Annotated in this window: 27 protein-coding genes; 2 read left to right on the forward strand and 25 right to left on the reverse strand. The window is 36.3% G+C overall.

What is annotated here, in order from left to right; genetic code table 11:
• Positions 1-148: 148 nt before the first annotated feature.
• The 3 genes from DWZ63_RS03665 to DWZ63_RS03675 form a co-directional block, all read right to left on the reverse strand.
• Positions 149-1309 (reverse strand): hypothetical protein, encoded by a 1161-nt coding sequence (locus tag DWZ63_RS03665; protein ID WP_147353197.1) that lies wholly within the window; start codon positions 1307-1309, stop codon positions 149-151.
• A 115-nt stretch (positions 1310-1424) separates the two neighbouring features.
• On the reverse strand, positions 1425-3629 hold the full coding sequence (locus DWZ63_RS03670) for a S8 family serine peptidase (protein ID WP_182431437.1): 2205 nt from the start codon (positions 3627-3629) through the stop codon (positions 1425-1427).
• A 22-nt stretch (positions 3630-3651) separates the two neighbouring features.
• Positions 3652-3804, reverse strand: coding sequence for a cyclic lactone autoinducer peptide (locus tag DWZ63_RS03675; RefSeq protein WP_172794176.1), 153 nt, complete (start codon positions 3802-3804; stop codon positions 3652-3654).
• A gap of 348 nt (positions 3805-4152) precedes the next feature.
• Here DWZ63_RS03675 and DWZ63_RS03680 point away from each other — a divergent pair, with 348 nt between their 5' ends.
• Together DWZ63_RS03680 and DWZ63_RS03685 are read left to right on the forward strand one after the other, a co-directional pair.
• Positions 4153-4887 carry a LytTR family DNA-binding domain-containing protein gene (locus DWZ63_RS03680; protein WP_182431438.1) on the forward strand — a complete coding sequence of 245 codons (735 nt, stop codon included), beginning with the start codon at positions 4153-4155 and terminating at the stop codon, positions 4885-4887.
• Entirely contained in the window at positions 4887-6188 is a 1302-nt protein-coding gene (locus tag DWZ63_RS03685) for a GHKL domain-containing protein (protein ID WP_055945149.1), read from the forward strand. Before DWZ63_RS03680 ends, DWZ63_RS03685 begins: the two co-directional genes overlap by 1 nt.
• Positions 6189-6289: 101 nt before the next feature.
• On the opposite strand, the gene DWZ63_RS03690 is transcribed toward DWZ63_RS03685, so the two are convergent.
• From DWZ63_RS03690 to rplR, 22 genes are all read right to left on the reverse strand, one after another.
• A complete protein-coding gene (locus DWZ63_RS03690; RefSeq protein ID WP_022013708.1) occupies positions 6290-7099 on the reverse strand; it encodes an energy-coupling factor transporter transmembrane component T in 810 nt (269 codons plus the stop codon).
• A complete protein-coding gene (locus DWZ63_RS03695; protein ID WP_055945151.1) occupies positions 7096-7953 on the reverse strand; it encodes an energy-coupling factor transporter ATPase in 858 nt (285 codons plus the stop codon). The genes DWZ63_RS03690 and DWZ63_RS03695 overlap by 4 nt, the downstream gene beginning before the upstream one ends.
• Before the next feature lie 322 nt (positions 7954-8275).
• Positions 8276-9160 carry an energy-coupling factor transporter ATPase gene (locus DWZ63_RS03700; protein ID WP_243020474.1) on the reverse strand — a complete coding sequence of 295 codons (885 nt, stop codon included), beginning with the start codon at positions 9158-9160 and terminating at the stop codon, positions 8276-8278.
• A 57-nt stretch (positions 9161-9217) separates the two neighbouring features.
• A complete protein-coding gene (locus DWZ63_RS03705) occupies positions 9218-9754 on the reverse strand; it encodes a L17 family ribosomal protein (protein WP_055945153.1) in 537 nt (178 codons plus the stop codon).
• Positions 9755-9771: 17 nt separating this feature from the next.
• On the reverse strand, positions 9772-10731 hold the full coding sequence (locus DWZ63_RS03710) for a DNA-directed RNA polymerase subunit alpha (RefSeq protein WP_022013712.1): 960 nt from the start codon (positions 10729-10731) through the stop codon (positions 9772-9774).
• A gap of 45 nt (positions 10732-10776) precedes the next feature.
• Positions 10777-11370 carry a 30S ribosomal protein S4 gene (gene rpsD / locus DWZ63_RS03715; RefSeq protein WP_022013713.1) on the reverse strand — a complete coding sequence of 198 codons (594 nt, stop codon included), beginning with the start codon at positions 11368-11370 and terminating at the stop codon, positions 10777-10779.
• A 102-nt stretch (positions 11371-11472) separates the two neighbouring features.
• On the reverse strand, positions 11473-11868 hold the full coding sequence (rpsK, locus tag DWZ63_RS03720; RefSeq protein ID WP_022013715.1) for a 30S ribosomal protein S11: 396 nt from the start codon (positions 11866-11868) through the stop codon (positions 11473-11475).
• A gap of 40 nt (positions 11869-11908) precedes the next feature.
• Positions 11909-12277 carry a 30S ribosomal protein S13 gene (rpsM, locus tag DWZ63_RS03725; protein ID WP_022013716.1) on the reverse strand — a complete coding sequence of 123 codons (369 nt, stop codon included), beginning with the start codon at positions 12275-12277 and terminating at the stop codon, positions 11909-11911.
• A gap of 357 nt (positions 12278-12634) precedes the next feature.
• On the reverse strand, positions 12635-12748 hold the full coding sequence (rpmJ, locus tag DWZ63_RS03730) for a 50S ribosomal protein L36 (protein WP_082440772.1): 114 nt from the start codon (positions 12746-12748) through the stop codon (positions 12635-12637).
• A 310-nt stretch (positions 12749-13058) separates the two neighbouring features.
• Positions 13059-13946, reverse strand: coding sequence for a M14 family zinc carboxypeptidase (locus DWZ63_RS03735; protein WP_118498765.1), 888 nt, complete (start codon positions 13944-13946; stop codon positions 13059-13061).
• Positions 13947-14462: 516 nt separating this feature from the next.
• Complete coding sequence (locus DWZ63_RS03740) at positions 14463-14840, reverse strand: hypothetical protein (RefSeq protein ID WP_118498767.1); 378 nt, start codon at positions 14838-14840, stop codon at positions 14463-14465.
• Positions 14841-15032: 192 nt separating this feature from the next.
• Positions 15033-15251, reverse strand: a complete 219-nt coding sequence (gene infA, locus DWZ63_RS03745; protein WP_022013568.1) for a translation initiation factor IF-1 — start codon at positions 15249-15251, stop codon at positions 15033-15035.
• Positions 15252-15502: 251 nt separating this feature from the next.
• Entirely contained in the window at positions 15503-16267 is a 765-nt protein-coding gene (gene map / locus DWZ63_RS03750; protein WP_055945159.1) for a type I methionyl aminopeptidase, read from the reverse strand.
• Between the two features lie 217 nt (positions 16268-16484).
• Positions 16485-17129 carry an adenylate kinase gene (locus DWZ63_RS03755; protein WP_055945161.1) on the reverse strand — a complete coding sequence of 215 codons (645 nt, stop codon included), beginning with the start codon at positions 17127-17129 and terminating at the stop codon, positions 16485-16487.
• Between the two features lie 581 nt (positions 17130-17710).
• The gene (locus DWZ63_RS15915; RefSeq protein WP_055945164.1) at positions 17711-18679 is read right to left on the reverse strand and encodes an RNA methyltransferase; all 969 of its coding nucleotides are present in this window, start codon (positions 18677-18679) and stop codon (positions 17711-17713) included.
• 116 nt (positions 18680-18795) lie between these two features.
• Entirely contained in the window at positions 18796-22176 is a 3381-nt protein-coding gene (locus tag DWZ63_RS03770) for an Ig-like domain-containing protein (protein WP_118498769.1), read from the reverse strand.
• A 312-nt stretch (positions 22177-22488) separates the two neighbouring features.
• Positions 22489-23829, reverse strand: a complete 1341-nt coding sequence (gene secY, locus DWZ63_RS03775) for a preprotein translocase subunit SecY (protein WP_022014879.1) — start codon at positions 23827-23829, stop codon at positions 22489-22491.
• 2 nt (positions 23830-23831) lie between these two features.
• On the reverse strand, positions 23832-24272 hold the full coding sequence (gene rplO, locus DWZ63_RS03780) for a 50S ribosomal protein L15 (protein WP_022014878.1): 441 nt from the start codon (positions 24270-24272) through the stop codon (positions 23832-23834).
• Positions 24273-24647: 375 nt separating this feature from the next.
• Positions 24648-25076 (reverse strand): hypothetical protein, encoded by a 429-nt coding sequence (locus tag DWZ63_RS03785; protein ID WP_055945170.1) that lies wholly within the window; start codon positions 25074-25076, stop codon positions 24648-24650.
• A 9-nt stretch (positions 25077-25085) separates the two neighbouring features.
• Entirely contained in the window at positions 25086-25268 is a 183-nt protein-coding gene (gene rpmD / locus DWZ63_RS03790) for a 50S ribosomal protein L30 (protein ID WP_022014876.1), read from the reverse strand.
• A 25-nt stretch (positions 25269-25293) separates the two neighbouring features.
• Positions 25294-25803 (reverse strand): 30S ribosomal protein S5, encoded by a 510-nt coding sequence (gene rpsE, locus DWZ63_RS03795; protein WP_022014875.1) that lies wholly within the window; start codon positions 25801-25803, stop codon positions 25294-25296.
• A 40-nt stretch (positions 25804-25843) separates the two neighbouring features.
• Entirely contained in the window at positions 25844-26212 is a 369-nt protein-coding gene (gene rplR, locus DWZ63_RS03800; RefSeq protein ID WP_022014874.1) for a 50S ribosomal protein L18, read from the reverse strand.
• Positions 26213-26249 lie beyond the last annotated feature (37 nt).

The following is a 26249-nucleotide window of genomic DNA, read 5'->3' on the forward strand; positions in this document are numbered from 1 at the left end:
TTTTTATAATTGTTCTTATAATATAAGACAGATATTTTCTAAAGTTGTTGCAATTATTGCTATTTTATTGTAATTTACCACATACATTGTGTTTTTCCGTTTTTAATTGCGGTAACTTGAGATACTCTTCTCCGTTTTTTCGCATATTTTATATGCAGTTACGCAAAAAATCTAATCCACCATCTATATATCCTAAATATCCGTATTCATACCTTACTTTCGGAATCTCTGATATTTCTCTGTTTGCAACAAATCTTACGCTCGTTTCTACATCCGCAGAATATACATCTATATCAAACTCTGATATTTCCTTATCTGTTTTGTTTCCTAGTGATATTGTCACACTTTGAGGATTGCATCCTATAATCCCTATTTTCTGAATATTGGTACAATTACTTAAATCCAATTCATTTATTCTTGACCAATTCATATAAAATTCTTTTAAACAATATGTTTTAGGCATTTTCAATTCGTCAAGTGGTGTATGAGAAATATTAACTGTCTTAATTTTTCTGTTATTTGATAAATCTATCTGCTTTATATTAAAGACCGAATTTATATACACTCCTTCTAAATTTTGACATCCTGAAAAATCTATTCTGTTTAAATATGGATAATTTCCTTCTTCTGCAGACTCTCCATATCCAACATCTAAAAAGAAATATTTCAATGTCGGATTATTTCCTAAGTCAATGCTTTTCAAATTATTTCCGGTAACTGAACCAAAATACTGTATTTTTTTAAACCGTGGTAAATTAATTTCTGTAAGTATTTCTTTAGCCTCAAGTGACATTCCTCTGATATATCCATAATCATCCCATTCTATCCATTTGTCATGCAGAAAATCATCTCCTTCTGCATACCAATCATTTCCCATCTCCTTTGAACTCTTTATAAAACACTCCTTATAAAATTTCGTGAGCTGTTTTATTTCTGATTTTTTAGGTGCCTGTTTCTTTACTGTTATATTATAAATAGTTTTTTTCTTCCCCTGTTTTGCCTGTAGCTTTACACTTCCAGATTTTTGTGCTTTTATTTTTATTTCTCCATTGTCTTTTTTTATTACTGATATGTTCTGCTGTCCACTTACAATACTCCATACTACCTTTTTCTCACTTTTTGGTGCTTTTATCGTCTTTTTCTGTGCAACCGTTACTTTTACTTTTTTTACATTCTTCTTGTCCTTAGCCTGTTTTGTTTTTGATGCTACTGCAGTCACACTTCTCATTCCAACATCAACGAAAATACCTGTTGAAACTAAAGAAACACTCAATGATAATGCCAATAATTTTTTTAATCTCATGCTCATAATCATTCCTCCCTCCCATGTAAAAACATCTGCCTTATATTTTTATAATTATTCTTATAATATAAGACAGATATTTTTGGATTTTGTTGCAGTTTTTTATTCAATAACTATTATATTATTCTTTTATTCCTGTTGATAATTGATCTATACTTGCCATATTGGATTTAAAATAACTTGGACTAACTCTGTTCATATATTCAGCATATCCAATTAATGTAAATGCTCCTTGATATGGCTTATACACAGAACTGAAATTAAAATCAGAAGCCGACAACTCTCTTTCATTTTGATATTTTTTCAATATACTTTTTGCAACCTTTACAGCTCCGTCTACTCTATTAGGATAATACGAAGCATCATCCGCAAGTTTCTTTCCTGTTGAAGTATTTTTATCATGTTTAATTAATGCTCCATCACTGCTACATGATGAATGAGAAAATGTATCCATCGCATTATGCAATGCCAGTCCTAAAATTACTATTGAGCGATTTTTATTATTATTAGATACTGTCGTATTTGTATTGCTCTGCTTTACACAAAAATTAAATATTTTATCCCAGCTAACTGTTTTTTTGTTTATTAAAACACCTGTTTCTTCTTTTTCTTTCTCGCCATTTTCTTTTACATTTATTTTTACAGGTCCTCCGCTCGGACGCATTGTTTTTACAATTCCATTTTTTGAATCTGCATTTAATCTATCCATAATTACTTCATAATCAGAATCGTAAATTCCTGCAACTTTATCTGGTCTGGTATATATTCCATTTTTATAATTCATAGCCAATTTATATATCTGCATAGTATTAGCAATATAATTTGACCTAATCTTTGTGCTATGTTTATGTAAAAGTTTTCTACTCGAATCAAATGTATGATGCTGTCCATATCCATAACCATGAAAAGTCCAATTATATGTCATTCTAGAAATTCCGGCATCATCTCCTAATGTATCTGTAGTATTTGATTTATCCTCATCATGGTCTGAATATATCAATGCTCCATACAACAATTTTAATTCTACTCCTGTCAATCCACTCGAAGATGAAACACTTGTATGTACAGCATCTCCCCATAATGCTTCAGCATTATCAGTTTCGCTAAAATTTTCTACTTTCTCAGGATTTTTCTCTATAATATCACTATTATCAATCCCTTCCTGATAATTTTTTGAAAACTCATCATACTTGTTTTGGGCATATTGTAAGTCTATTAATCCACTTCCATCCTCTAGTTTTTTTGATGTTTCTTTTAATAAATCTCTTATAAATTCCTTTGATTTACTTTTATCTTTTGCCCATAATACTGCCGCTACTCCCGTAACATGAGGAGCCGCTACACTTGTTCCGCTCACCTGCAGCGTACCATCTAAAAAACAGGCCGATTTAACAGCTTCACCCGGTGCAGCCAATTCTACTCTCTCGTCATCGGCACTATTCTTTGATATATTTCCATCCTTTGATACCGAACCAACTGCTATCACTTCATCATAAGCTGCCGGATATTGAATTTGTTTATCATTTCCTGCTGCCGCTATTATTAACACACCTTTTGAGTCTGCATATTTTATTGCCTGTTCAAGTATATCTGCATTGGTTTTTGTTCCTAAACTTAAATTGATTATATTAACACCCTTATCAACTGCCCAATAAATTCCATCAACTATTCTGCTTAAAGGTGCTTTATTCTCGCAGTCTAAGGCTTTAACTGAATATAATTCAACATTATCAGGTGCTATTCCTGAAATTCCATCTTTATCTTTTGAATTTGCTGCAATAATCGCCGCCACTGCGGTTCCATGCCCGGTTCTGTCCTCATATATAATATTTATATCTTCTTCACCCGGTACAAGATTATATCTCTCTGCAACCTTTATACCATTTGTATAATCTACACCTGAATCAATTATTGCTACTTTAATCTTATCTTTGCTTTTTTCAGTATTTTCATCTGCATTTATCATCTGCATATTCCACTCTGATACATCCGTAAGATTATCTTCTGTTTCTCCTAATCCCTCCATTTCACAATCAGGTTCTATCGTTATCCCCTGCTTTTTTTCCAATTGTTGAGCTTCCTTTTCAGGCAGTTCTAAAACAGTTGTATTATGTTCTTCTAAGCTCTCTGCTTTTTCAGCTTCGTCCGATATACAGTCACCATATTTAGTCTGTATATCCTTAAACAATTCACCATTTTTTGTAGAAACAATATATTGTTCACTAGCTTCTGTCCCATCAGCATCCACATTTTCAAAATTCATATTAAATGATGTTATAACCATAGAAAAAATAATTCCTATTGTTAAAAGAGCTTTCTTTTTCATACGCACTTTCTCCTTTTTTCTTTTACAATCCCTTATGCTTACTAATGAAATCATCAAGTCCCTCAGGTTTCTCCGGCTCATAAAAAAGTATTCTGCAAGCCCTGCCTGCTATCGGTGCAATAAGCACTGCAAATGCACATAAAACATTTGCTGCCTTATAAGTAAATTTCTTCACATTCTTCACCTCCCATTTTACTATAGTCCCAAAAAAATATTAACTCCCACATTGTCCTATTTATATTTCATATATCATACCACACTTTCTTCTAATATCTGTTTTTTTCAGACGAATGGTCAAATTTTATCGACTTTCGGTTATAGTTTTCTTTTCATAATAACACCACTTATCCACTATTTTTGACCATTCGTCAAAATTTGTAGCTTATAGGTATATTATCTGATATAATAACTCCAAAATCCTATATCATAAATTTGTGCATTTATTTTGCATACAATAGAATTTTGCATAAACTCTTTATATTACTTTATGCGTTCATTATTTTATCCACTTGGAGGCTTTCACATGATACTTAATGTTGCTATTTGCGATGATGAAGAAAACGATATTGACATAATATCAGATTACCTTTTTAAATATCAAATGATACATGATGTTGATTTTAATATCAGCCGCTTTCAATCCGGTCAAAACCTTTTAAATACATACTCAAAGCATGGCGTGTTTCAGCTTTTATTTATTGATGTAGAAATGCCTGAATTGTCCGGTCTTGATGTTTCTAAACGAATAAGAAAACTTCCTGACCGTGATGTAAAGATTGTTTTTGTGAGCAATTATCCGGAATATATGCAAAACAGTTTTGATGTTCAGGCTTTTCAATACCTGTCAAAACCATTATCATATGAAAAATTCAACATGGTTATGAACAATATAATTGAAGATTTTAATTCGACGCATACAGTTCAATTTATTATAAAAACTGATTTATCAGAAGAAGTCATATATTCGCACAAAATAATTTACATAAATACGATTGATGCACATTTAAAAAGACTCGAAATAGTGTTAGAGGATCATTCTATAGAAACTATAGGCACTTTATCTGAGTGGGAAATATCTTTAAAAGATTATAATTTTATATTGTCCCACAGGGGGTACCTTGTCAACACTTCACAGATACATTATTTTGAAGATAAAAAACTTATTATGAATAATGGTGATGCAATTCCAGTAAGCAGGCGAAAAGAAAAAGAAATCCGAACTCTTTTTGCCCATATATGTATAAGCGGAGGTTTATAATGATTTACACTTTAACATCTGATATTTTTGATATTTTTACTATGAACATATTTTTTAATACTATTTTTCAAAAGCGTAATAAAAATATTCCTTATCCTATATTTATATCATTCTTTGTACTATATGAATTTATAGGATTTATCACCAACAGTTATTTTAATCTGTCAGGCAGTAAACATTTGTATATTGTCTCTTTAGTAAGTATATTAACAATATTTTTACTGACATTTTTATATAATGCAAACCTTAAACTGCGTTTACTTAGTGCCATATCTTATCATGTTCTGGGCGGCTTATCAGAAGTTGTGATATATATTATTATATCCTACTTTCCAAAGGAAGACAGGGCTAAAATACTCTCCCAAAACGGTATCTGCCTTGCTATATCACAAATTTTATTTTTTGTGTTTATAATGTTTGCCGTTCTTTTTGTAAAAAGAAAAAAGAGTGAATTACTTACATTACAATACTCAATACTTATTTTGTTTACACCGGTTTTAACTAATATACTTATTTTAAGTATCTCTAATGCACCAAAAAATAATATTTTTCATAAAACAATGAATACACTTGCAATAATAGGACTTCTTGCTGCAAATATAGTCAACTACTTTTTACTTGACAGCCTTTTAAAAGTAAAAGAATTGGAAATCACCAAAAAACAGTTAAATGATAAACTTGAATATCAGACAAAGAAATATCTTCTTTTATCAACAACTTATAAAAATTCACGCAAGATTATCCACGATGTTAAAAAGCATTATTTTTTCATCAGGGAATGTCTGCACAAACAACACTACAGTGAAATTGATGATTATATTAATACATCTATCGGAGATATGGAGCAGACTTTCAACCGCATCAATACCGGAAATCTTGTTATTGACTCTTTTGTAAGTAACTATATGATGCTTGCGGAACATAATAATATCGTATTTAAAACAAATATTAAAGTTGACCTTGACAATATACAGATATCCGATTATGATTTCAGCATTATTCTCGGAAATCTTTTGGATAATTGCTATAATGCGTGTGAAAAAATAATGCCACCAAGAAAAAGAGAGATTGATGTTGATATTTTCACAACAGAGCGTGAACTTGTAATTCATTTATACAATACATTTCTCCCTGACACGATAAAATACGATGATGATGAACTTGTTCACGGTTATGGTACTGCTAATGTTTTTAATATCACACACACTAACCGTGGTAATTATAATAATTTTATCAAAGAAAATTTTTATCATGCCGTTGTTACTATTCCATGTAATATTGATAAATATAAGAAAATATAATTTGATACTATTCAAGGATTGGTACAAAATAGTAACAGTTCAGCCATATACATATTCAATATATATGGCTGAAATCATATAAATTTTATTAAGTTATTTCCTCAAAATACTGAAAACTTTACCACTACTCCGAGCACTACCGCATAGGCTGCTACCGTCAGGTAAGCTATCACATCCTGTTTTTTATATTTTAAAGGCTTCATCTTTGTTCTGCCCTCTCCGCCGTGATAACATCTCGCATCCATCGCAAGTGCAAGGTCATTCGCTCTCCTTGCCGCTGATATGAAAAGCGGTATGAGTATAGGAAGCATTGCTTTTATCCTCTGAATGACATTGCCCGACTCAAAGTCTGCTCCTCTCGCCATCTGTGCTTTCATTATCTTGTCCGTCTCATCGACAAGTATCGGTATAAATCTGAGTGCTATCGACATCATCATTGCAATCTCATGTACCGGTACTTTTATCTTATTCAACGGTTTTAAAAGTTTTTCAAGTGCATCCGTGAGCTGATTTGGTGTTGTTGTGAGTGTCATAAGTGATGAACCTATGATAAGAAATGTAAGTCTGAGTGCCATAAACACTGATCGTTTAACACCTTCAAGCGTAATAGTAAATACCCACGCTTTTACAAGCACTACCTCTCCGGGTGTCCAGAACAGGTTTAACGCCGCCGTAAATATAAGCATGAACATTATAGGCTTAAGACCTTTTACCATGAACTTAAATGGCACATGGGATATTTTTACAAGTATTGCAAAAAATAATGCTGCGATTATATATCCGCTAAATTTATTAAAGCAGAATAATGATATTAGATATGCTAATGTTCCAACCACCTTTACTCTTGGGTCAAGCCTGTGTATTACTGAATCTGTCGCATAATATTGTCCAATGGTAATATCTCTAATCATTTGTTCCCTTTCATATATTTATTAAAAATAGCATCTGCCGCTTCTTTCGGTGTTATACATTCCTGTTCTATCCCTGCTCCAAGTACATTGAGTTTGTGTATGACATTTGTTGCCTGCGGCACGCCCAATCCGATTTCTTCAAGTTCCCTCTGATATTTAAACACTTTTCTGGGTTCGCCGTCAAGAACTATCTTTCCGTCATTCATTACAATCATTCTGTCAACATATTTTGCCACATCATCCATGCTGTGGGACACAAGTAGTATCGTCATATCGTTTTCACGGTGAAGTTTTGCGAGAAGTTCAAGTATCTCGTCCCTGCCTGCCGGGTCAAGACCTGCCATCGGTTCATCGAGTATGAGTATCTTTGGTTTCATCGCCAGCACACCCGCTATCGCAACACGCCTTTTTTGTCCTCCCGACAGTGCAAACGGCGACGCATCAAGAAGGTCATCACCTATGCCGACCATTTTAAGAGCCTCGAAAGACCTCATCTCAACTTCAAGATTATCAAGACCTAAGTTTTTCGGTCCAAACTTCACATCCTCTATAACAGATACCTCAAACAACTGGTGCTCCGGATACTGAAACACAAGACCGACATTTCCTCTAAGCTCTTTCATCGAAAAGCCTTTATCATAAATATTCTTCTCTTCATAATAAATATTTCCCGATGTTGCCTTTTCAAGACCATTTAAAAGCTGTGTCAAAGTCGATTTGCCCGAACCCGTATGACCGACAAGCCCTATAAACTCACCATCATTTATTTTTAAATTTATATCATCCAGAGCTTTCTTCTCCTCAGCAGTCCCTGCGGCATATACATAATCAACATTTTCAAGTCTAATTCCCATATGAGCCTCCAAACCAACATATGATACACATTTACAATATTAATATATAAAAAATTATATACTATTTCACATACAATAAATATATCATACAATATACTTATTAAAAATAAAATATATTTCCATTTCATACGCTATAATACAAATATCTTAATCAATCTTTTTTTCAATACCGTTAATGGATTTTGCAATGACAGCAAATAATATTAACAGGTATTCTGTATCCGTCAGTACTTAATGGTGGTCTTTTCACCATTTATGTACTGCTACGGAGACAGCATAGCGGGAGCGTACCTGTGTTATTATTGCTGTCATTGCAAAATCATCAAAGACCCATTAAATAATCCACAAGCTCCTCCGCACTCAAAATATCCTTTGGTATATTCATACCCTTTTTATTTAATTCAAGTGCTATCTTTGTTATCTCTGGTATCGTAAGCCTGTACTGCTCAAGTTCCTCCGCATTTGCAAATATCTGTCTCGGTTTTCCCTGCATCTGAACTTTTCCGTCTGACATTACATACACATAATCTGCTCCGACTACTTCCTCCATGTAATGCGTTATGAGTATGACCGTTATCCCCTCTTTTTTGTTAAGTTCGGTTATTGTATCTATTACCATCTTACGGCCTACCGGGTCAAGCATTGCCGTTGGCTCATCAAGTATAATGCACTTTGGTTTCATTGCCATTATACCTGCTATTGCAATCCTTTGTTTCTGACCGCCTGACAAATGATTTGGTGAAGATTTTCTATATGAATACATCCCTACTGTCTTTAGGCTTTTTTCTACTCTCTGCCATATTTCTTCTGTTGGCACTCCGACATTTTCAGGACCAAATCCCACATCTTCCTCAACCACATTTGATATTATCTGATTATCGGGATTTTGAAAGACCATTCCTGCAGTCTGTCTTATCTTTAGGTCATTGTTATAATCAGAGGTGTCCATTCCATTTACAAACAATGTTCCCTCTGTTGGAATAAGAAGTGCATTGAGATGTTTCGCAAAAGTGGATTTTCCTGAGCCGTTTGCTCCAAGCACTGCGATAAAATCTCCTGCTTTCACTTGGATGTCAACACCGTCAAGTGCCCTTTTTATCTCGGTTATTTCTCCATTTTCATCACGCCTTGAATACTCGTGCACAAGACCTTTTGCTTCTATCATATTTTCCATGCTGTCACCAACTTTCGATTTGCCAATTTTCATATATCAAAACAGGCTACCACATATGTGATAGCCCTATTTTATATTTTCTTATTTGAATTATACTAACTCAATAAGTACTTCCATAGCTGCGTCACCTTTACGCTGACCAATCTTTACGATACGTGTATAACCACCGTTGCGGTCTGTGTACTTTGGTGCGATATCATCAAGAACCTTAGATACAACATCAACTTTCTTTGTATCTTTTCTGCGGCTCTGCTTGTCAGCAGGAACTTCTGTAACTGTGAAAAGAGTTTTCTGCATCTGTCTTCTTGCATGAAGTCTTGAAGGCTGATCTTTCTTAATCTCCCTCTCTACTTCGTCATAAACTGTAACTTTCTTACCGTCTACAACTTCTTTAACTCTCTTTCCATCTTTATCTTTACGAGCTACCTTAGCAGTAACTTTCACTGTATCAAAATTATTGCACTCTTTTACGCCTAAAGCAATGATACCTTCTGCAATCTTACGGATTTCTTTTGCCTTAGCTTCCGTCGTAACAATCTTGCCATAGTATAACAAATCTGTTACCTGATTACGAAGCAATGCTTTTCTCTGACTGGAAGTTCTTCCAAGTTTTCTATAGCCTGCCATGTGTGCTTACCTCCTAATTAATCTTCGCTTAAGTTAAATGAAAGGTTTAACTCTTTCAATTTAGCTATAACTTCTTCTAATGACTTACGTCCAAGGTTTCTAACTTTCATCATGTCCTCAGATGTGCGGTTGCAAAGTTCACCGACAGTATTGATACCGGCTCTCTTTAAACAGTTGTATGAACGAACTGAAAGTTCAAGTTCATCAATGTTCATTTCCTTCACCTTATCTTCAGTATTGTCCGGTTTCTCGGCAATAACCTGAATATTAGATGTCTTATCTGAAAGGTTGATGAATGATTTTAAATGATCGCTCTGAACCTTTGCTGCAAGACTTACAGCGTCTGTAGGCTCAATAGTACCATTTGTATATACTTCTATTGTTAACTTATCGTAATCAGTTATCTGACCAACACGAGTATTCTCAATCTTGATGTTTACTCTCTCTACCGGTGTAAAGATAGAATCAATTGCAATTACATTGATAGGTAAATCTTCTCTTTTATTTTTATCAGAGCTGATGTAACCACGACCATTTACAATTGTCATCTCGATATATAATTTGCAATCAGGTCCGCCACTAAGTGTAGCTATAACCTGATCCGGATTCATAATCTCGATATCCTGATCTACCCGAATATCTGCCGCTGTTACCACGCACTCACCTGACGCTTCGATATAAGCTGTCTTTGTCTCATTTGTCTCGCTGTTATTTTTGATAGCAAGACTCTTGATGTTCATAATGATCTCAGTAACATCTTCCTTTACTCCCGGAATTGCAGCGAATTCATGAACCACGCCGTCAATTTTAATATGACTAACGGCTGTACCCGGCAATGATGAAAGCATAATTCTTCTAAGAGAATTACCCAAAGTTGTACCATATCCTCTTTCCAGAGGTTCAACTACAAACCGTCCATATCTTTTATCTTCTGAAATCTCAGCTATCTCAATATTTGGTTCTTTAAAATCAAGCACTCTAAGTACCTCCTTTTGGGTGTTATGCTTTGCTGCCAGTTAATATTACTTAGAATATAACTCGACGATAAGCACTTCATTTACAGGAACATCAATCTGCTCTCTTGTAGGAATTTCCTTAACAACTCCTGAAAGTTTTTCATGGTCTGCTTCAAGCCACTCCGGAACGATTCTTCCGTCTGTTACTTCAAGGATATCCTTATATCTCTGAGCACCTTTGTGCTTCTCTTTGATTTCGATAACATCACCCGGTTTTACTTCATATGAAGGGATGTTTACGCACTTGCCGTTTACAAGTACATGCTTGTGATCGATAATCTGTCTTGACTCTTTTCTTGTACGACCATAACCCATTCTGAAGAGTACATTGTCGAGACGAAGCTCAAGAATAATCATAAGGTTTTCACCAGTTGTACCGTATTTTAATTTCTGAGCTCTTGCAAAGTTGTTTCTGAAAGGCTTCTCTAAAACACCATAAATGAACTTTGCTTTCTGCTTCTCTTTGAGCTGAAGACCATACTCGCTCTGCTTTCTACCAGCTCTAGCATTTCTATTAGACTTCTTATCAAGACCAAGGAATGTAGGGTCAATTCCAAGACTTCTACATCTCTTGAGTACTGGAGTCATATCTCTTGCCATGTTTATTTCCTCCTATATAATAATACACAAATAATTATTCATCTTTATATCTGCCACTGTAGACAGACCGTTCTTAAAATCCTGTGGTATATTCCACAAAAATCATACACGACGACGCTTTGGTGGGCGGCATCCGTTATGTGGTACAGGTGTTACATCTCTAATGCTTGTTACATCGATTCCACAAGCCTGTAATGCACGAATTGCTGCTTCACGACCAGAACCTGGTCCTTTTACCATAACATCTACAGAAGTTAAACCATGAGGTACTGCTGCCTTTGCTGCAGTCTCAGCAGCCATCTGTGCTGCATAAGGTGTAGACTTCTTTGAACCTCTGAATCCTAATCCGCCTGCACTTGCCCAAGAAATTGCATTTCCTTCAGCGTCTGTGAGCGTAACGATTGTATTATTAAAGGAAGACTGAATGTGTGCCTGTCCATGTCCGACATTCTTCTTGACACGCTTCTTACTTGCCTTTTTTGCTACCTGTTTAGCCATTGTCAAACCCTCCTACTAGAATTTGTACATATTATCTATATTATTTCTTCTTATTTGCGACAGTACGCTTTGGACCTTTACGAGTTCTAGCGTTTGTCTTTGTCTTCTGTCCACGAACCGGAAGACCTTTTCTGTGACGAATGCCTCTATAGCATCCAATTTCCTGAAGTCTCTTGATGTTCATAGCGATTTCTCTACGAAGATCACCTTCAACTGTCTGTGACTCATCGATCACACTGCTAATGCGCTTTACTTCGTCATCAGTAAGATCCTTAACACGTGTGTCAGGATTGACATTAGCTTCTGCTAAAATACGATTTGAGCTTACTCTACCAATACCATAAATATAGGTAAGTCCGATCTCAACACGTTTCTCTCTTGGTAAATCTACACCACTAATACGAGCCATGTGTACTTTACACCTCCGTTAATTTTCTAGATTGTTAGTTAAAATTGATTACAGTGCATTTGCACTGTCAGCCGCTTTAAATTGTAATCCTATTGCATAGACGATTCCTTTTCGGACACCACTATGGTGAACAAATGTCGAGCTGCCTGCGAAATGGCAGCCGGTACTACGCCGCAGTCATCAATCTGCCGTTGATAAGACCAGCTCCAATTGAAATGACACAACCTTCCGCTGAAACAGGTAATCAGCCTGTCTACAATATCATGATACATATAGTATCATAACGAACAGAAAGCAAGTTCTATATTATAACAACAGAAAAGCCAAAGTAATACTGCTTTGGTTTCCGTCAACTAATTAGCCCTGTCTCTGTTTGTGTCTAGGGTTTTCGCAGATAATTCTGACTTTACCCTTTCTTTTGATGACCTTACATTTTTCGCAAATTGGTTTTACTGAAGATCTAACTTTCACAGCAATAACCTCCTTTCATAAAGTCCATTTGCTATTTTACCATATATTTTTATTGGATGCAAGCACTTTTTTTGATTTTTCATTTATTATGTAACAGTTCAGCCATAAAAAATAATTGACAATACTTGAGCTTGCTCATTGTATTGTTGATTATCTTTTTATGGTAGAATAGCCTTTCATTTCTGAAATGAAATAAACCAAAGCTGCGAAGCAGCGACTGACAGCTTGCTGGCAGGTTTATGAATTGAGGAAATAAAAGGCTGAACTGTTACTTTATTATCGTCGCCACTTAACATAATAAACTCTATCCTTACCCCAGCAGTCTCGCTTCTCTTATCACAAGACTGTAATTTCTTCTCCACACTGAACCAAACTGTGAACTTGGGAGAGGACAGCCACCGACACCTATCTCAAGGGTGATACTCGGCACTTTCTTGTTATACATTGTGTACTCTCTCAGTGCACCAACGCTTTTTCCACCCTTTTCATAGCTGGCACTGCTCGCATACCCCGTAATTCTTCTGGCAAGGTTATACATTTTTATTGTAGTCTTTTTTGTAGTTTTTTTAATTCCTCTCCGGACACTTCCAAATGCTATAGAACCCATTGCGTGATAATTTACCGTGCCTTTTAATTTTGTATTATTCTTTAATGTATTTATCAGTTTTACAACTGCTTTTGTCTCAGGCTCACTCTCCGCATATGGTCCTGAATATCCTGAACCGCCACGCCTGCCGCCGTATTTTGCATGATAGTTGTATTTATAATTTCTGTTAAGGTCTACACCTCTTGCATTTGCTTTCCATGAAGATGTACTTTTTGCACCCGGCATCCTGTAAAGTGCCTTACGGAGTTTGCTGTCTCTTATTTTTGATATACCAAACTGTGATATTGTCACACCGTCAGGATTTGTCATCGGTATATAGTGTATCGCAATCTTGTTTAATGTGCTCTTTAATCTGACACCTTTCACACGACCGTTATAATTTTTGAGATAATGTTCTATCTGAGCCATGCAAAGCTGTGCCGTCATATACTCCCTTGCGTGTATCGAACTTACGACAAGCATTGTTTTCTTTGCCTTTGGATTGCCTACCACAACATCATAGATATTTCTCTTGTCATTTGATTTTCCGATTACATTTACTTTTACATAGTCAGAATATGTATTTGCAAGCTGTTTAAGATCACCGCTCATCTCATGATAACTGTATTTCTGGTGACCCGTGCTTACAAAATTTGCAATTACAAAACTTTTTGCATTAGACTCTGTCTTGAATATTTCATTATTATAAATGCCTACGGCAGCTATATAATATTTATACCTTTTACCTGCCCTGACTTTTCCATCGTTATATCTTAACTTTTTTGTCTCAGCAAGTTTTCTGTATTTATTATTGTTTACCTTCTTATATATAATGTATTTTTCTGCACCTTTTGATTTATTCCAGCTTAACTTTACTCTTCTTGAACTAAGCCTTGTAAATCTGACACTGTTCTTTTTAGGAATACAGCTTGTAAGTCTGTCTGTCCTTGCAAGAGCAACATCCGCACCCGAATATGCAACAACGCAGAATGAATAATTCTCACCTCTGCTGACATTAAGTGTAAACTCTGTTTCATTGTATAAAGTTTTCTGTGAAAGATTTTCTGTTTTTCCATCATTTGTGCTTTCGGATGTATTACCCGAATTATCAGGAGTCTGATGAAAACTTCATTTTACATAAAATACGGTATAATACGCTGCACCCTCATATGAATTCCATTTTAATTTTATCTGTTTTGAGCCACCCTGCTTTATGGAAACATCCATTGTCGGCAATGTATCATCATAAATAGCTGAGCCGGTTGTAACATCTGCCGGTTCTGAAATGCTGTCACCTTTTAATTTGGCTTTAGCTTTGTTGCTTTTTTTAACTGTATTTTTGCCATCTGCAGTCTGTGTCCTAACGGTTACTTTATTATTCACCGCCGTCTGTGTCTTAACTGATGCCTGTGCCTTCACCCCCGACACGGCAGTCTGCTGTAAACCACCTAGCAAAACCGCAAGAACCAGAAACATCGCTATCAGTTTTCTTTTTCTTTTTAACATTTGTGTTCTCCTATTATAATGTATTTTTATGCTTATACATAACCAATTATATTCTGTTCTAATTGTACTTCCTTATATTTTTATACTTAGATGTTTGCAAAACTATCATATATATATGGAATTAAATTGTGCAAATATCTAATTAAAATAAACAAAAAGACAAACCACCATGATTTGTCTTTAACCCTAATCTTATTTATCTCTCCATGTGATGCGTCCCTTTGTAAGGTCATATGGTGACATTTCCATTGTAACCTTATCTCCCGGCAATATACGGATAAAGTTCTTTCTGAGCTTTCCGCTGATATGTGCAAGCACCTGATGACCATTTTCAAGTTCTACCTTAAACATGGCATTTGGAAGCTTCTCAACTACAATTCCTTCAATTTCAATAACATCTTCTTTAGACATAAATAACCTCCGTCTTGATAAATCATTTATTGTTACTGTTTATGGCAAATATTAAATCCATCATCAAACAGTAAACATTTTCTATAACCTGCCTATAAAATAATCGGCAATTTTTTTACTTATTTTAAGTCAGACAATGATACGAACCTTAACATATGCTGTATCGGTTACCTGCCGCTGTTTTATTATATTCTAAACAGTGACATGATATTTTCTGCATCGCTGCCTGACCCTATTTATAACTTCAAATCTTATACCAGATCCTTATTGTATGATAAAAGTTCCGGCTCTCCTTCTGTTATAAGAAGTGTATTTTCATAATGTGCTGAATTCATACCGTCTCTTGTGACACAAGTCCAACCATCGTCAAGTATCCAGATTTCTTTCTTTCCTCTGTTTATCATAGGCTCAACTGCAAATGTCATGCCGGCACGAAGCTTCATTCCTCTGCCGATTGGTTTAAAGTTTGGTATCTGTGGTTCTTCGTGCATCTCTTTTCCTATGCCGTGACCTACCATCTCTCTTACAACTGAGAAACCGTTTGACTCAGCATAATCCTGAATTGCCTTTGAAATATCATAGAGATGATTTCCGGCTTTCGCCATCTTCATTCCCTCAAAGAAACTCTGCTTTGTAACATCAATCAGTTTCTGATCCTCAGGTGAAATCTCACCTACTGCATGAGTACGCGCCGCATCAGACTGATAACCTTTATAAATAACACCCGTATCAAGACTGATGATGTCTCCGTCTTTAAGAATGTTTTTCTTATCCGGAATTCCATGTACTACCTGCTCATTTATTGATGTACACACAGATGCCGGAAATCCCTGATAATTAAGGAATGATGGGATACAGTCATAACTTCTTATGATTTCTTCACATTTTCTGTTAATCTCAAATGTACTTACACCTGGACGGATAATCTTTGCAAGTTCGTCATGAACTATCGCAAGAATCCTTCCTGCCTCACGCATCAATTCAATTTCATGTTCTGATTTAATTGTTACTGCCATAATGTTAATGTGCCTTCTTTCTTTATTTTTTTGATATTGAGACAATTTATATCATGCACATATAGTGTCCGTTATGCTATAAATACTACAATTCTTTATTTTATATGATGCAAGGTTCAAAATCGGATAAAAATAAATCAATCCGTGGTATAAACTCATGGCAAAATACCTTTTGAACCCCATGCATCATTTTATGGGGATTTCAATTTTTCTAAAATCATCCCTCAAGAATTCCGCAAATCTCCTCAAAACAGGTATCAAGTCCCTTTGAACCATCAATAACTTTTAAGATTCCCTGTTTCTTATAGTAATCAATAAGTGGAGCTGTCTGCTCATGATATACATCAAGTCTCTTTTTAACAGTCTCCGGAGCGTCATCATCTCTTACAATAAGCTCGCCATCGCATTCATCACATACTCCCTCTGTTTTTGGAGGAATATTTACTACATGATATGTTGCTCCACAAGACTTACAGACTCTTCTTCCGCTCATTCTGTCTATAATAGCCTGATCCTCGAGGAAAATCTCAAGTGCATAATCGATGGCATCGTCATCCTTTGCAAGTGCCGCTGTAAGTGCTTCTGCCTGAGGAATTGTTCTTGGAAATCCGTCAAGAATATATCCATTTTTGCAATCATCCTGTTTGAGGCGGTCTACAACAAGGTCACATACAAGTTCATCCGGTACAAGATTTCCTGCATCCATATACTCTTTAGCCTTCTTTCCAAGCTCCGTACCGTTTTTGATATTTTCTCTAAAAATATCTCCTGTAGAAATAGCCGGAATACCAAATTTTTCAGTAATCTTCTTTGCGTGTGTTCCTTTACCTGCTCCAGGTGCACCTAACATAATAATCTTCATATTTTGTTCTCCTCTCAAAAAATCAGTTTTTTACATTCATGTGTTTTATACTGCATGAATGATATTAAATTTGCCATACTATACACATATCGTGTATTTCACATCGTAACAGTTATGTTACTTTGCATCAATTTTATTGCTATCAACTGTTATCATCTCTGAACATAAAATTTTTATTCAAAGAACGCTCAATATATATTCTATCCTAAATTGTCAGTTATTTCAATACAAATTTTTTGACTCTGCTCTTACCATGTAAAAGTTCAGCCTTTTATTTCTTCAATTCATAAACCTGCCAGCAAGCTGTCAGTCGCTGCTTCGCAGCTTTGGTTTATTTCATTTCAGAAATGAAAGGCTATTCTACCATAAAAAGATAATCAACAATACAATGAGCAAGCTCAAGTATTGTCAATTATTTTTTATGGCTGAACTGTTACATTACCATGTCAATTATTTAATTATTTTCAACAAATAAACTTTAGTCTGCCAAATACCATCTGACCGTTTGGTATAAACTCATTTATAGCTGCACATCAGTGCAGCATAATCTTTTGTTTGCAAAGCACCGCCTGACAGCTATGTTAAACTTGTGAATGGGCAACAGCCCAAAATACTACTGCACTTGCCGCCGCAACATTTAGCGAATCGACTCCATGTGACATTGGTATCCTGACAGTATAATCACTCTCAGATATTGTACTCTGTAAAAGTCCGTCACCCTCCGTTCCGAGAATTATCGCAAGTTTTTCTTCTGATACTACATCTTTATCATCTATGCTTACAGAATTATCATCAAGTGCCATTGCCGCTGTTTTAAATCCGAGGCTGTGAAGTCTTTTTATATAACTCTCTCCATTGTCATCATCTGATATATTTACAAATGTCCACGGTATCTGAAAGACTGTTCCCATGCTCACTCTTGCAGCTCTGCGATACAAAGGATTACTGCTGCCGTTTGTCAGTATTACCGCATCTATATTGAGTGCCGCCGCTGAGCGGAATATAGCCCCCACATTTGTCGGATTCATTACATTTTCAAGAACAGCTATCCGCCTTGCATCCTTGCAGATTTCTTCAAGTGCCGGAAGTTGTCTGCGGTGCATCGCACACAACATTCCTCTCGTTAGTTTAAATCCCGTGAGTTTTGTGAGAATCCCAAATTCTGCCGTATATACTGGAAATCCATATATATCTTTTTCTTTGTATCCGGTACTTTTTAAGGCATATTTTTCTTCTGATACCGTATTTTCTCTGTTGTTTTTCAAAACAAGATTTTCCTGTTTTTCTGCATCTGAATATATTTTTCTGTTTTGATATATCCTGTCGCACTTTTCCAATACAACTTTCCCCTCGCCCTCAATATGTTTTTTCTCAATAAGACATGAAATCGGCTCATATCCTGCATCAAGCGCCCTCTCTATTACTTTCGGACTTTCCGCTATAAATATTCCCTTATCAGGCTTTGCTCTGTTTAAAAGCTGTCCCTCAGACAATCTTGCATATATATCAAGTTCTTTTGCTTCAAAATCTTTTATCTCTATTATGTTCATTTTGTTTCCTCATTTCCGTACAACCTGTTAAAAGCAATGCCCAAAAGTTTATCTGTCTTGTCTGCCAAAAATAATTGATATTTATGTGATTTTTTCCACATTTTTATACATTTCACTTATCCTTTATGCTTTTTTCGTTTTACTGACAATACGGTTATCCTGCATTTTTTCTTTATTCCGTTAGCTGTAACAGTTATCTTTGCCTTTCCCTTTCTTACTGCGGTCACTTTTCCTTTACCGTTCACTTTTACGATATTTTTATTACTGCTTTTATACCGGACTTTCCTGTACGGACCTGTTACTATCGTTTTTAAACGAATACTCTTATTGCCTTTCAGATAAAGCGTTCTCTTAACCGGTTTTATCTTAAGTGATATTTTTTTCACCGTGACCTTACATATAAATTTCTTTCCATTAACCGTAACTTTAACTACTGCTTTTCCGGACTTTACCGCCGTAAGTTTCCCTGCTGCATTAACTTTTACTATTTTCGGATTACTGCTTTTGAAATTCGCTTTAACCGCTTTCCCGTCTACCTTAGCTATCAAAGTAAATGTTTTATATTTCGGCAGATACAGTACAACTGAAGTTTTGTTCACTTTAACCATACTGTTCGGCGACACCGTTGGAGTTGTGGTTTCATTCGGCTCTGATGTTTCTGTTGGTTCTGCCGTCTGACCTGGCTTTGCACTCGCTGTTTCCGCTGGTTTCTCTGTCTGACTTGGCTTTGCACTCGCTGTTTCCGCTGGTTTCTCTGTCTGACTTGGCTTTGCACTTGCTGTTTCCGTTGGTTTCTCTGTCTGACCCGGCTTTGCACTTGCTGTTTCCGTTGGTTTCTCTGTCTGACTTGGCTTTGCACTCACTGTTTCCGTTGGTTTCTCTGTCTGACCTGGTTTTGCACTCGCTGTTTCCGTTGCTTTCTCTGTCTGACCTGGCTTTGCACTCGCTATTTCTGTTGGTTTCTCTGTCTGACCTGGCTTTGCACTCGCTATTTCTGTTGGTTTCTCTGTCTGACCTGGCTTTGCACTCGCTATTTCTGTTGGTTTCTCTGTCTGACCTGGCTTTGCACTCGCTATTTCTGTTGGTTTCTCTGTCTGACCTGGCTTTGCACTCGCTATTTCTGTTGGTTTCTCTGTCTGACCTGGCTTTGCACTCGCTATTTCTGTTGGTTTCTCTGTCTGACCTGGCTTTGCACTCGCTGTTTCCGTTGGTTTCTCTGTCTGACCTGGTTTTGCACTCGCTGTTTCCGCTGGTTTCTCTGTCTGACCCGGCTTTGCACTCGCTATTTCTGTTGGTTTCTCTGTCTGACTTGGCTTTGCACTCGCCGTTTCCGTTGGTTTCTCTGTCTGACCTGGTTTCGCACTCGCCGTTTCCGTTGGTTTCTCTGTCTGACCTGGTTTTGCACTCGCTGTTTCCGTTGGTTTCTCTGTCTGACCTGGCTTTGCACTCGCTGTTTCTGTTGGTTTCTCTGTCTGACTTGGTTTTGCACTCGCCGTTTCCGTTGGTTTCTCTGATTTTGACCAATACGGATATAATTTAATAGCTTCGTTTTCTTTATATTCACCATTTAAATCATATGTCTTTTCGCCACCCTCACTGCGCGACCAGCCTGTCTGAGTATATCCTGTTTTTGTATATAATGCAGCTTTTAAGTTCAGTGATGTATCTTGCAATTTGCTTATTGACTCGACACTTCCAACCACATCATTTCCTGGAAGATATGTTACTGAATATGTCTTTGTTCCAAGTTTTACATTTACATTTATCGTTATCGTTTTTTCATCATTTTTTTCAGACTTCCCAACTACTTTCAACACACTTGTCGGTGATTCAAATGCCCCTATTTTAAGCAGTCCTGTCTCATAGTCAATTTCTGTGTCCGCTGCTGTTTCTCCACTTACATTCCACCTTATGTCTCCATCTGATATTTTCTTTCCGTTTATCTGTGCAAGGAACTGAATCTGACTTCCTCGTACGGCAGTCATCTGAAGATTTCCACCAACTTCTGACGGTGCTAATAATGTAATACCGTTTGCTGTCGGTTTCCCAGTATTTTCAGGCTGCTCTGTCGGTTGCTCGCCATCTATTTCCTTTCCACTTACATTAAATGTTATTTTTTCTTTTGTAAGCTCTGTTACGGATATTGTGTATCCACCGTATGTTATGTCTTCTCCAACTGACATTGGTGCATCAATTCTTGTGTTATATTGTCCGCCTATTGCAGATAATTGTGTCACACCACTTAAATTTTTAGGAAATCTAACACTCATATCAGAATCACAAACAAGAAGCCCGGATTTGTTTAGTCCATTTGCAGACACATAATTTCCAAGTAAATTATATATTTTACGATTTTGGGCATTTAAATCAAATCTGTTTATTTCTCTATCATCCACATAGCGATACTCCAGATATAGTTTATGATTATTAGGAAGTTCCAATGTATATGCCACCGTCCCATCCTGTCTTTTATCCTTTGTCGGCGGAAGTGTATATTCACCTGCCTTTGTAATAGGTGTAATATTATCTGCATCGAGCCATCCCACCGCCTCTCTTTCACGGGATGTCATAAACTGCACGACCGGAGACAATGCTTTCGCCATAGCCGACATAAAACACACCGGTTCACTTTTTCCCGAAGCTGTATAAAGATCTAATAAACCAAATATATGTCCCATCTCATGAATAAGCGTTTTATTATTTACAAAATATATATCGCTTCCGGCTTCTTTATAAATACTCACCGGGTCATTCTGAATTGGAGCCTGATTATATCTGTTGCTTGTCAATGTCCCTTTAGCTGTTTTAATAGTGATACGATTATTTATCGTATGATAAGCCCATAGAGGTATAGTCCCTCCATCCCAGGAACTTGCATACTTTGCATCAGTCGGTGTAAACAAAACGGTAATGGCATCAATATAACCGTCGTTGTCTGAGTCAAGCTTATCAAAGCCAATTTCCTCACCAGCCATATTTTTTAATTTTGCACCGTTATCTACTGCCTCCTGTACTTTATTACTCCAATCCCTTAAAAGCTCTAATCTTCTATACTCTTTGTCTGTAGTATAACCCTCTGGATTCTCATCTGTCTTTGGTGAATAATATCCTCTGGTGTGAGCAAGCTTTATAGATGTAAATTTGTTATCATTTTCTGAAAGGTAAACCGTTCTTAAATTTAATGTCTGATTAGATACTGCTCTATAATATTCACGCGCAGAATATTCAGACTTATTATATGTATTATCAATGAGTTCTATGTTTGTAATATCATTTGTTTCTGTTACTTTCTCATTTAAATACTCATCCTCACCATCAAACCTGATAGGTATTGCCATATTATACATATCCCTTACCTTATAGGCAGTGTGCACCTGTGTTTCTTGAGATTCATTTGCATTTGTATATTTTATGCCTGTCTGAAATGTCAAGGCAAATACAAGAATAAGTGCAATATATCGTTTTAAATTTGTTTTTTTAAAGCAATTTCTTTTCATTTTTGTATTCCCTTTCTTTTTAGGTTGTTATTAGTAATAAATATTCTAACACCCTAATAGCAAAATATCCACTACTTTTTCACTTAAAAAAGAGCAAAACCAGCGTTTTGCTCCTGCAAGAATTGCTTTGCAATTCTTGTTGGTGCCACACTACATTACGAGCATTTTCCTATACAATAAAAAAGAAAAAGCCACACATACGGTAACATCCCTCTGTATAACAGACGGTATATCACCTGAATGTATGACTTTATATTTATAAGTACGATGTCTTTGCATCAGTAACAACTCTGTTACTTTACAGACCTAACATTACTCACTGATGAATCCTCTATAATGACGAACTAACATCTGCGATTCTACCTGCTTCAATGTCTCAAGTACAACACCTACAATAATGATAAGTGATGTTCCACCGAATGATACATTTGCACCAAACGCACCTGAGAAGAAAATAGGTACTACTGCTACGAATGATAATCCAATTGCACCGAGCAAAATGATGCTGTTAAGAATCTTTGTAAGATAATCAGTCGTTGGCTTTCCAGGTCTGATTCCAGGAATGAAACCACCCTGTTTCTTCATGTTCATCGCAATCTCCTGTGGATTGAATGTTATTGAAGTATAGAAGTATGCAAAGAATATAAGCAATACTATATAAACAACAAGACCAATTGTGTATTTGAACTCGCCTAAGCTGTCAAAGTTGCACCATGAGTTCTGGTTTAATACCTTCAATATCTTCTGTCCAAATGAAGCACCTGCACCTGATGCCGGCTGAATACCTGCAAATCCTGCAATAACAATAGGCATTGAAAAAAGTGAACCTGCAAAGATTACCGGGATAACACCTGCTGTGTTTACTTTAAGCGGAATATGTGAAGATTGTCCACCTACAAGTTTTCTTCCCTGTGTCTTCTTTGAATACTGTACGCTGATTCTTCTCTCACCATCTGAAAGAATAATGATAAATACAACCATTCCAAGTAAGACAGCTAAGATTATAACAGCTCCCAATAAACCATTTGTTACTGTAGTCGCACCCTTTATAAACTTCTCGTAGAGATTCGCCATATCGTTTGGCAGTCTTGATACGATGTTGTATAAAAGGATAATAGATATACCGTTTCCTACACCCTTTTCAGTAATCTGCTCACCTAACCACATTAAGAAAGCAGAACCTGCTGTCAATGATACAATGATGACTGAAACTGATGTGAATGTAATCTTATCGTCAGTAAGATATCCGCTGTTACCAAATCCGATAGCCATAGCAGCACTTTCTAATACTGAAAGTCCTATTGTCACATATCTCGTGTACTCTGTGAGTTTCTTTCTTCCTTCTTCACCATCTTTGTGTAATTCCTCTAAGCGTGGAATTGCAATCGTAAGAAGCTGAATAATAATGGAAGCTGTAATGTATGGTGTAATGTTCAACGCAAATATTGACATCTGCTCAAATGAACCACCTGTCAACTGGTTAAAGAAATCAAGTGATTTCTGTGAATTGAACATCTCCCTGATTGCCTCATACTTAACTCCCGGAACTGGAAGCTGTGAACCAATACGGACAACTATCAAAGCAAAGAAAGTATAAAAAAGTTTCTTTCTTAAATCTTTGATCTTAAATGCATTACGGACTGTTTCAAACATCCTTAGATCACCTCAGCTTTTCCACCAAGAGCCTCAATCTTTTCAACAGCACTCTTGCTGAATGCGTTTACCTGTACTGTAAGCTTCTTAGTTAATTCTCCATTTCCAAGTATCTTAACGCCATCCTTAGGATTGCTGATAATACCAGTTTCAAGTAATGCTTCAACTGTAACTACATCACCATCTGCAAATTTCTCTAATTTGTCAACATTAATAGCAACGATTTCCTTAGAGTTGATGTTTGTGAAACCTCTCTTTGGAATACGTCTGTAAAGTGGCATCTGTCCACCTTCAAAACCAGGACGTGGAGCACCAGAACGAGCCTTCTGACCTTTATGACCCTTACCTGCTGTCTTTCCGTTTCCTGAACCATGACCACGACCACGTCTAAAGTTGTCGCTCTGTTTTGAACCTGCTGCTGGACTTAATTCTGATAAATTCATTATTTAACCTCCTAAAACTACGGGCTGTACCCTACAGCCACACAAATCACTAACGGGCAAATGTAAAACGCTCACTGTTAAAAAAGCTGTTCTTGCTTTTTCTAACGGCAAACTTCACAACTTCGGAAAAAAGCTGTTCTTGCCTTTTTCTAACGGCAAACCTCACAACTTCGGAAAAAAGCTGTTCTTGCTTTTTTCTAACGGCAAGCTTCACAACTTCGGAAAAAAGCTGTTCTTGCTTTTTTCTAACGGCAAGCTCCGCTTGCCATTGCCCTCGCTACAGTTCAATATTTTACCACAAACACCACCCGTTTGTACAGTAAAATTTTTATTAAATCTATATTTTAGAATAAAGGATTTTTCTCTGTTACTATTTTAGCTATTTAGCAAACCATATACAATCATAATCATGTGGCAATACAAATTTTGCTTAATTTCTTTGACTGTATACTTATCTTCCATACATCTGACACCAATTTTTATGAAATAACTCTTCATGTTTAATAATTGCTTTTTTCTTTCTTCTTCATTTTCCATTTCAAGTTTTTCTATCTTATTTATAAAAGCCTTTTCTTCCTCTTCCGACAAACTCTTAATAAAATGAACTAAAGATGAAAAAACCTTTGGATACTCAAAGTCTGTTTCCCCCATCATTTGTTCCCATTCTATATCAGATATTGAAGCATCATTCCATTTATAATAATTTTCTTTTTTCATTATAAAAATATTTGTAATAAAAAGAACGCCGCAGGGGACTAGTGAGTTATTTAAAATAACTCTCCCCTTACCGCGTTCTTTATTCACGAATCTATATTAGATTTCTTCGACCTTAACAAGGTGTCTTACGTGCCAGATCATTCCTCTTACTGCTTCGTTGTCAGGCAACTCAACTGTCTTGTTTACTTTCTTTAAGCCTAATGCTTCAACAGTTGCACGCTGTTTTGGAATGGCACCGATTGTAGATTTTACTAATGTAACCTTTAACTTATCTGCCATAATAGCCTCCATTCAGTTTAAACAATTAGCCTAAAAGTTCCTCCAATGAGATACCACGAGCCTTTGCTACATCTTCAGGTCTCTTGAGGTTGCTGAGACCGTTTACTGCTGCAAGTACTACGTTCTGCTTGTTGTTAGAACCAAGAGACTTTGTACGGATGTTTTTGTAACCTGCAAGCTCAAGTACGGCACGGGCTGGACCACCTGCGATGATACCAGTACCTTCCGGAGCTCTCTTAATAAGTACGGATGCACTACCAAACTTACCTGTTAAGTCATGTGGTACACTGCCGTTCTCGTCGATAGGAACTTCAACAAGTTTCTTGATGGCGTCTTCTTTTCCTTTACGGATAGCTTCAGGAATTTCTGTTGCTTTTCCAAGACCAACACCAACATGTCCGTTCTTATCGCCAACTACTACTAATGCAGTAAATTTCATGTTGCGTCCACCTTTAACTACTTTGGTAACACGCTTGATTGTTACTACATTATCTTCCAGCTCTAACTGGCTGGCATCAATAATTGTACGTTTCATGAGTTTTCCTCCTAAATCAATTCACGAATCCCAACCAATATTAGAATTCTAATCCTGCTTCTCTTGCTGCTTCAGCTAAAGCTTTAACCTTACCCTGATATATGAAACCGCCTCTATCAAAGACAACAGTTGTAATACCTTTATCTAATGCTTTCTTTGCGATTACTTCGCCAAGTTTAGCAGCTGCTTCAACATTGTTAGTTTTCTCTAAACCTTCTTTAACATCTTTCTGTAAAGTTGAAGCTGATACCAAAGTATTACCAACAGTATCATCGATAACCTGAGCGTACATATGATTGTTGCTTCTAAATACAGCTAAACGAGGTCTCTCGGCTGTGCCTGAGAAACGATTACGAACCTTCATGTGTTTCTTCACACGAACTTCACTTCTTGACTGCTTTTTAATCATCGTATATTCACTCCTTATACTTTTTTTGTTTGCCTGT

The sequence above is a fragment of the Clostridium sp. AF34-13 genome, assembly GCF_003477845.1.
In the GTDB taxonomy this organism is placed as follows: Bacteria; Bacillota; Clostridia; order Lachnospirales; family Lachnospiraceae; genus Butyribacter; species Butyribacter intestini.

Coding starts and splice junctions, on each gene's coding strand:
- DWZ63_RS03700 (WP_243020474.1), bottom strand. CDS start 9,160: ATGAAAATTGGCAAATCGAAAGTTGGTGACAGCATGGAAAATATGATA.
- DWZ63_RS03690 (WP_022013708.1), bottom strand. CDS start 7,099: ATGATTAGAGATATTACCATTGGACAATATTATGCGACAGATTCAGTA.
- DWZ63_RS03670 (WP_182431437.1), bottom strand. CDS start 3,629: ATGAAAAAGAAAGCTCTTTTAACAATAGGAATTATTTTTTCTATGGTT.
- map (WP_055945159.1), bottom strand. CDS start 16,267: ATGGCAGTAACAATTAAATCAGAACATGAAATTGAATTGATGCGTGAG.
- rpsK (WP_022013715.1), bottom strand. CDS start 11,868: ATGGCTAAACAGGTAGCAAAAAAGGCAAGTAAGAAGCGTGTCAAGAAG.
- rpsD (WP_022013713.1), bottom strand. CDS start 11,370: ATGGCAAGAGATATGACTCCAGTACTCAAGAGATGTAGAAGTCTTGGA.
- DWZ63_RS03695 (WP_055945151.1), bottom strand. CDS start 7,953: ATGGGAATTAGACTTGAAAATGTTGATTATGTATATGCCGCAGGGACT.
- DWZ63_RS03665 (WP_147353197.1), bottom strand. CDS start 1,309: ATGAGCATGAGATTAAAAAAATTATTGGCATTATCATTGAGTGTTTCT.
- rpmD (WP_022014876.1), bottom strand. CDS start 25,268: ATGGCAGATAAGTTAAAGGTTACATTAGTAAAATCTACAATCGGTGCC.
- secY (WP_022014879.1), bottom strand. CDS start 23,829: ATGTTTGAAACAGTCCGTAATGCATTTAAGATCAAAGATTTAAGAAAG.
- DWZ63_RS15915 (WP_055945164.1), bottom strand. CDS start 18,679: ATGAACATAATAGAGATAAAAGATTTTGAAGCAAAAGAACTTGATATA.
- rpsE (WP_022014875.1), bottom strand. CDS start 25,803: ATGAAACGTACAATTATTGATGCCAGCCAGTTAGAGCTGGAAGATAAT.
- rplR (WP_022014874.1), bottom strand. CDS start 26,212: ATGATTAAAAAGCAGTCAAGAAGTGAAGTTCGTGTGAAGAAACACATG.
- rpsM (WP_022013716.1), bottom strand. CDS start 12,277: ATGGCTCGTATTAGTGGTGTAGATTTACCAAGAGAGAAACGTGTTGAG.
- infA (WP_022013568.1), bottom strand. CDS start 15,251: ATGTCTAAAGAAGATGTTATTGAAATTGAAGGAATTGTAGTTGAGAAG.
- DWZ63_RS03755 (WP_055945161.1), bottom strand. CDS start 17,129: ATGAAGATTATTATGTTAGGTGCACCTGGAGCAGGTAAAGGAACACAC.
- DWZ63_RS03680 (WP_182431438.1), top strand. CDS start 4,153: ATGATACTTAATGTTGCTATTTGCGATGATGAAGAAAACGATATTGAC.
- DWZ63_RS03735 (WP_118498765.1), bottom strand. CDS start 13,946: ATGAGCGGTGATCTTAAACAGCTTGCAAATACATATTCTGACTATGTA.
- DWZ63_RS03705 (WP_055945153.1), bottom strand. CDS start 9,754: ATGGCAGGCTATAGAAAACTTGGAAGAACTTCCAGTCAGAGAAAAGCA.
- DWZ63_RS03685 (WP_055945149.1), top strand. CDS start 4,887: ATGATTTACACTTTAACATCTGATATTTTTGATATTTTTACTATGAAC.
- DWZ63_RS03770 (WP_118498769.1), bottom strand. CDS start 22,176: ATGAAAAGAAATTGCTTTAAAAAAACAAATTTAAAACGATATATTGCA.
- DWZ63_RS03740 (WP_118498767.1), bottom strand. CDS start 14,840: ATGTTAAAAAGAAAAAGAAAACTGATAGCGATGTTTCTGGTTCTTGCG.
- rplO (WP_022014878.1), bottom strand. CDS start 24,272: ATGAATTTATCAGAATTAAGTCCAGCAGCAGGTTCAAAACAGAGCGAC.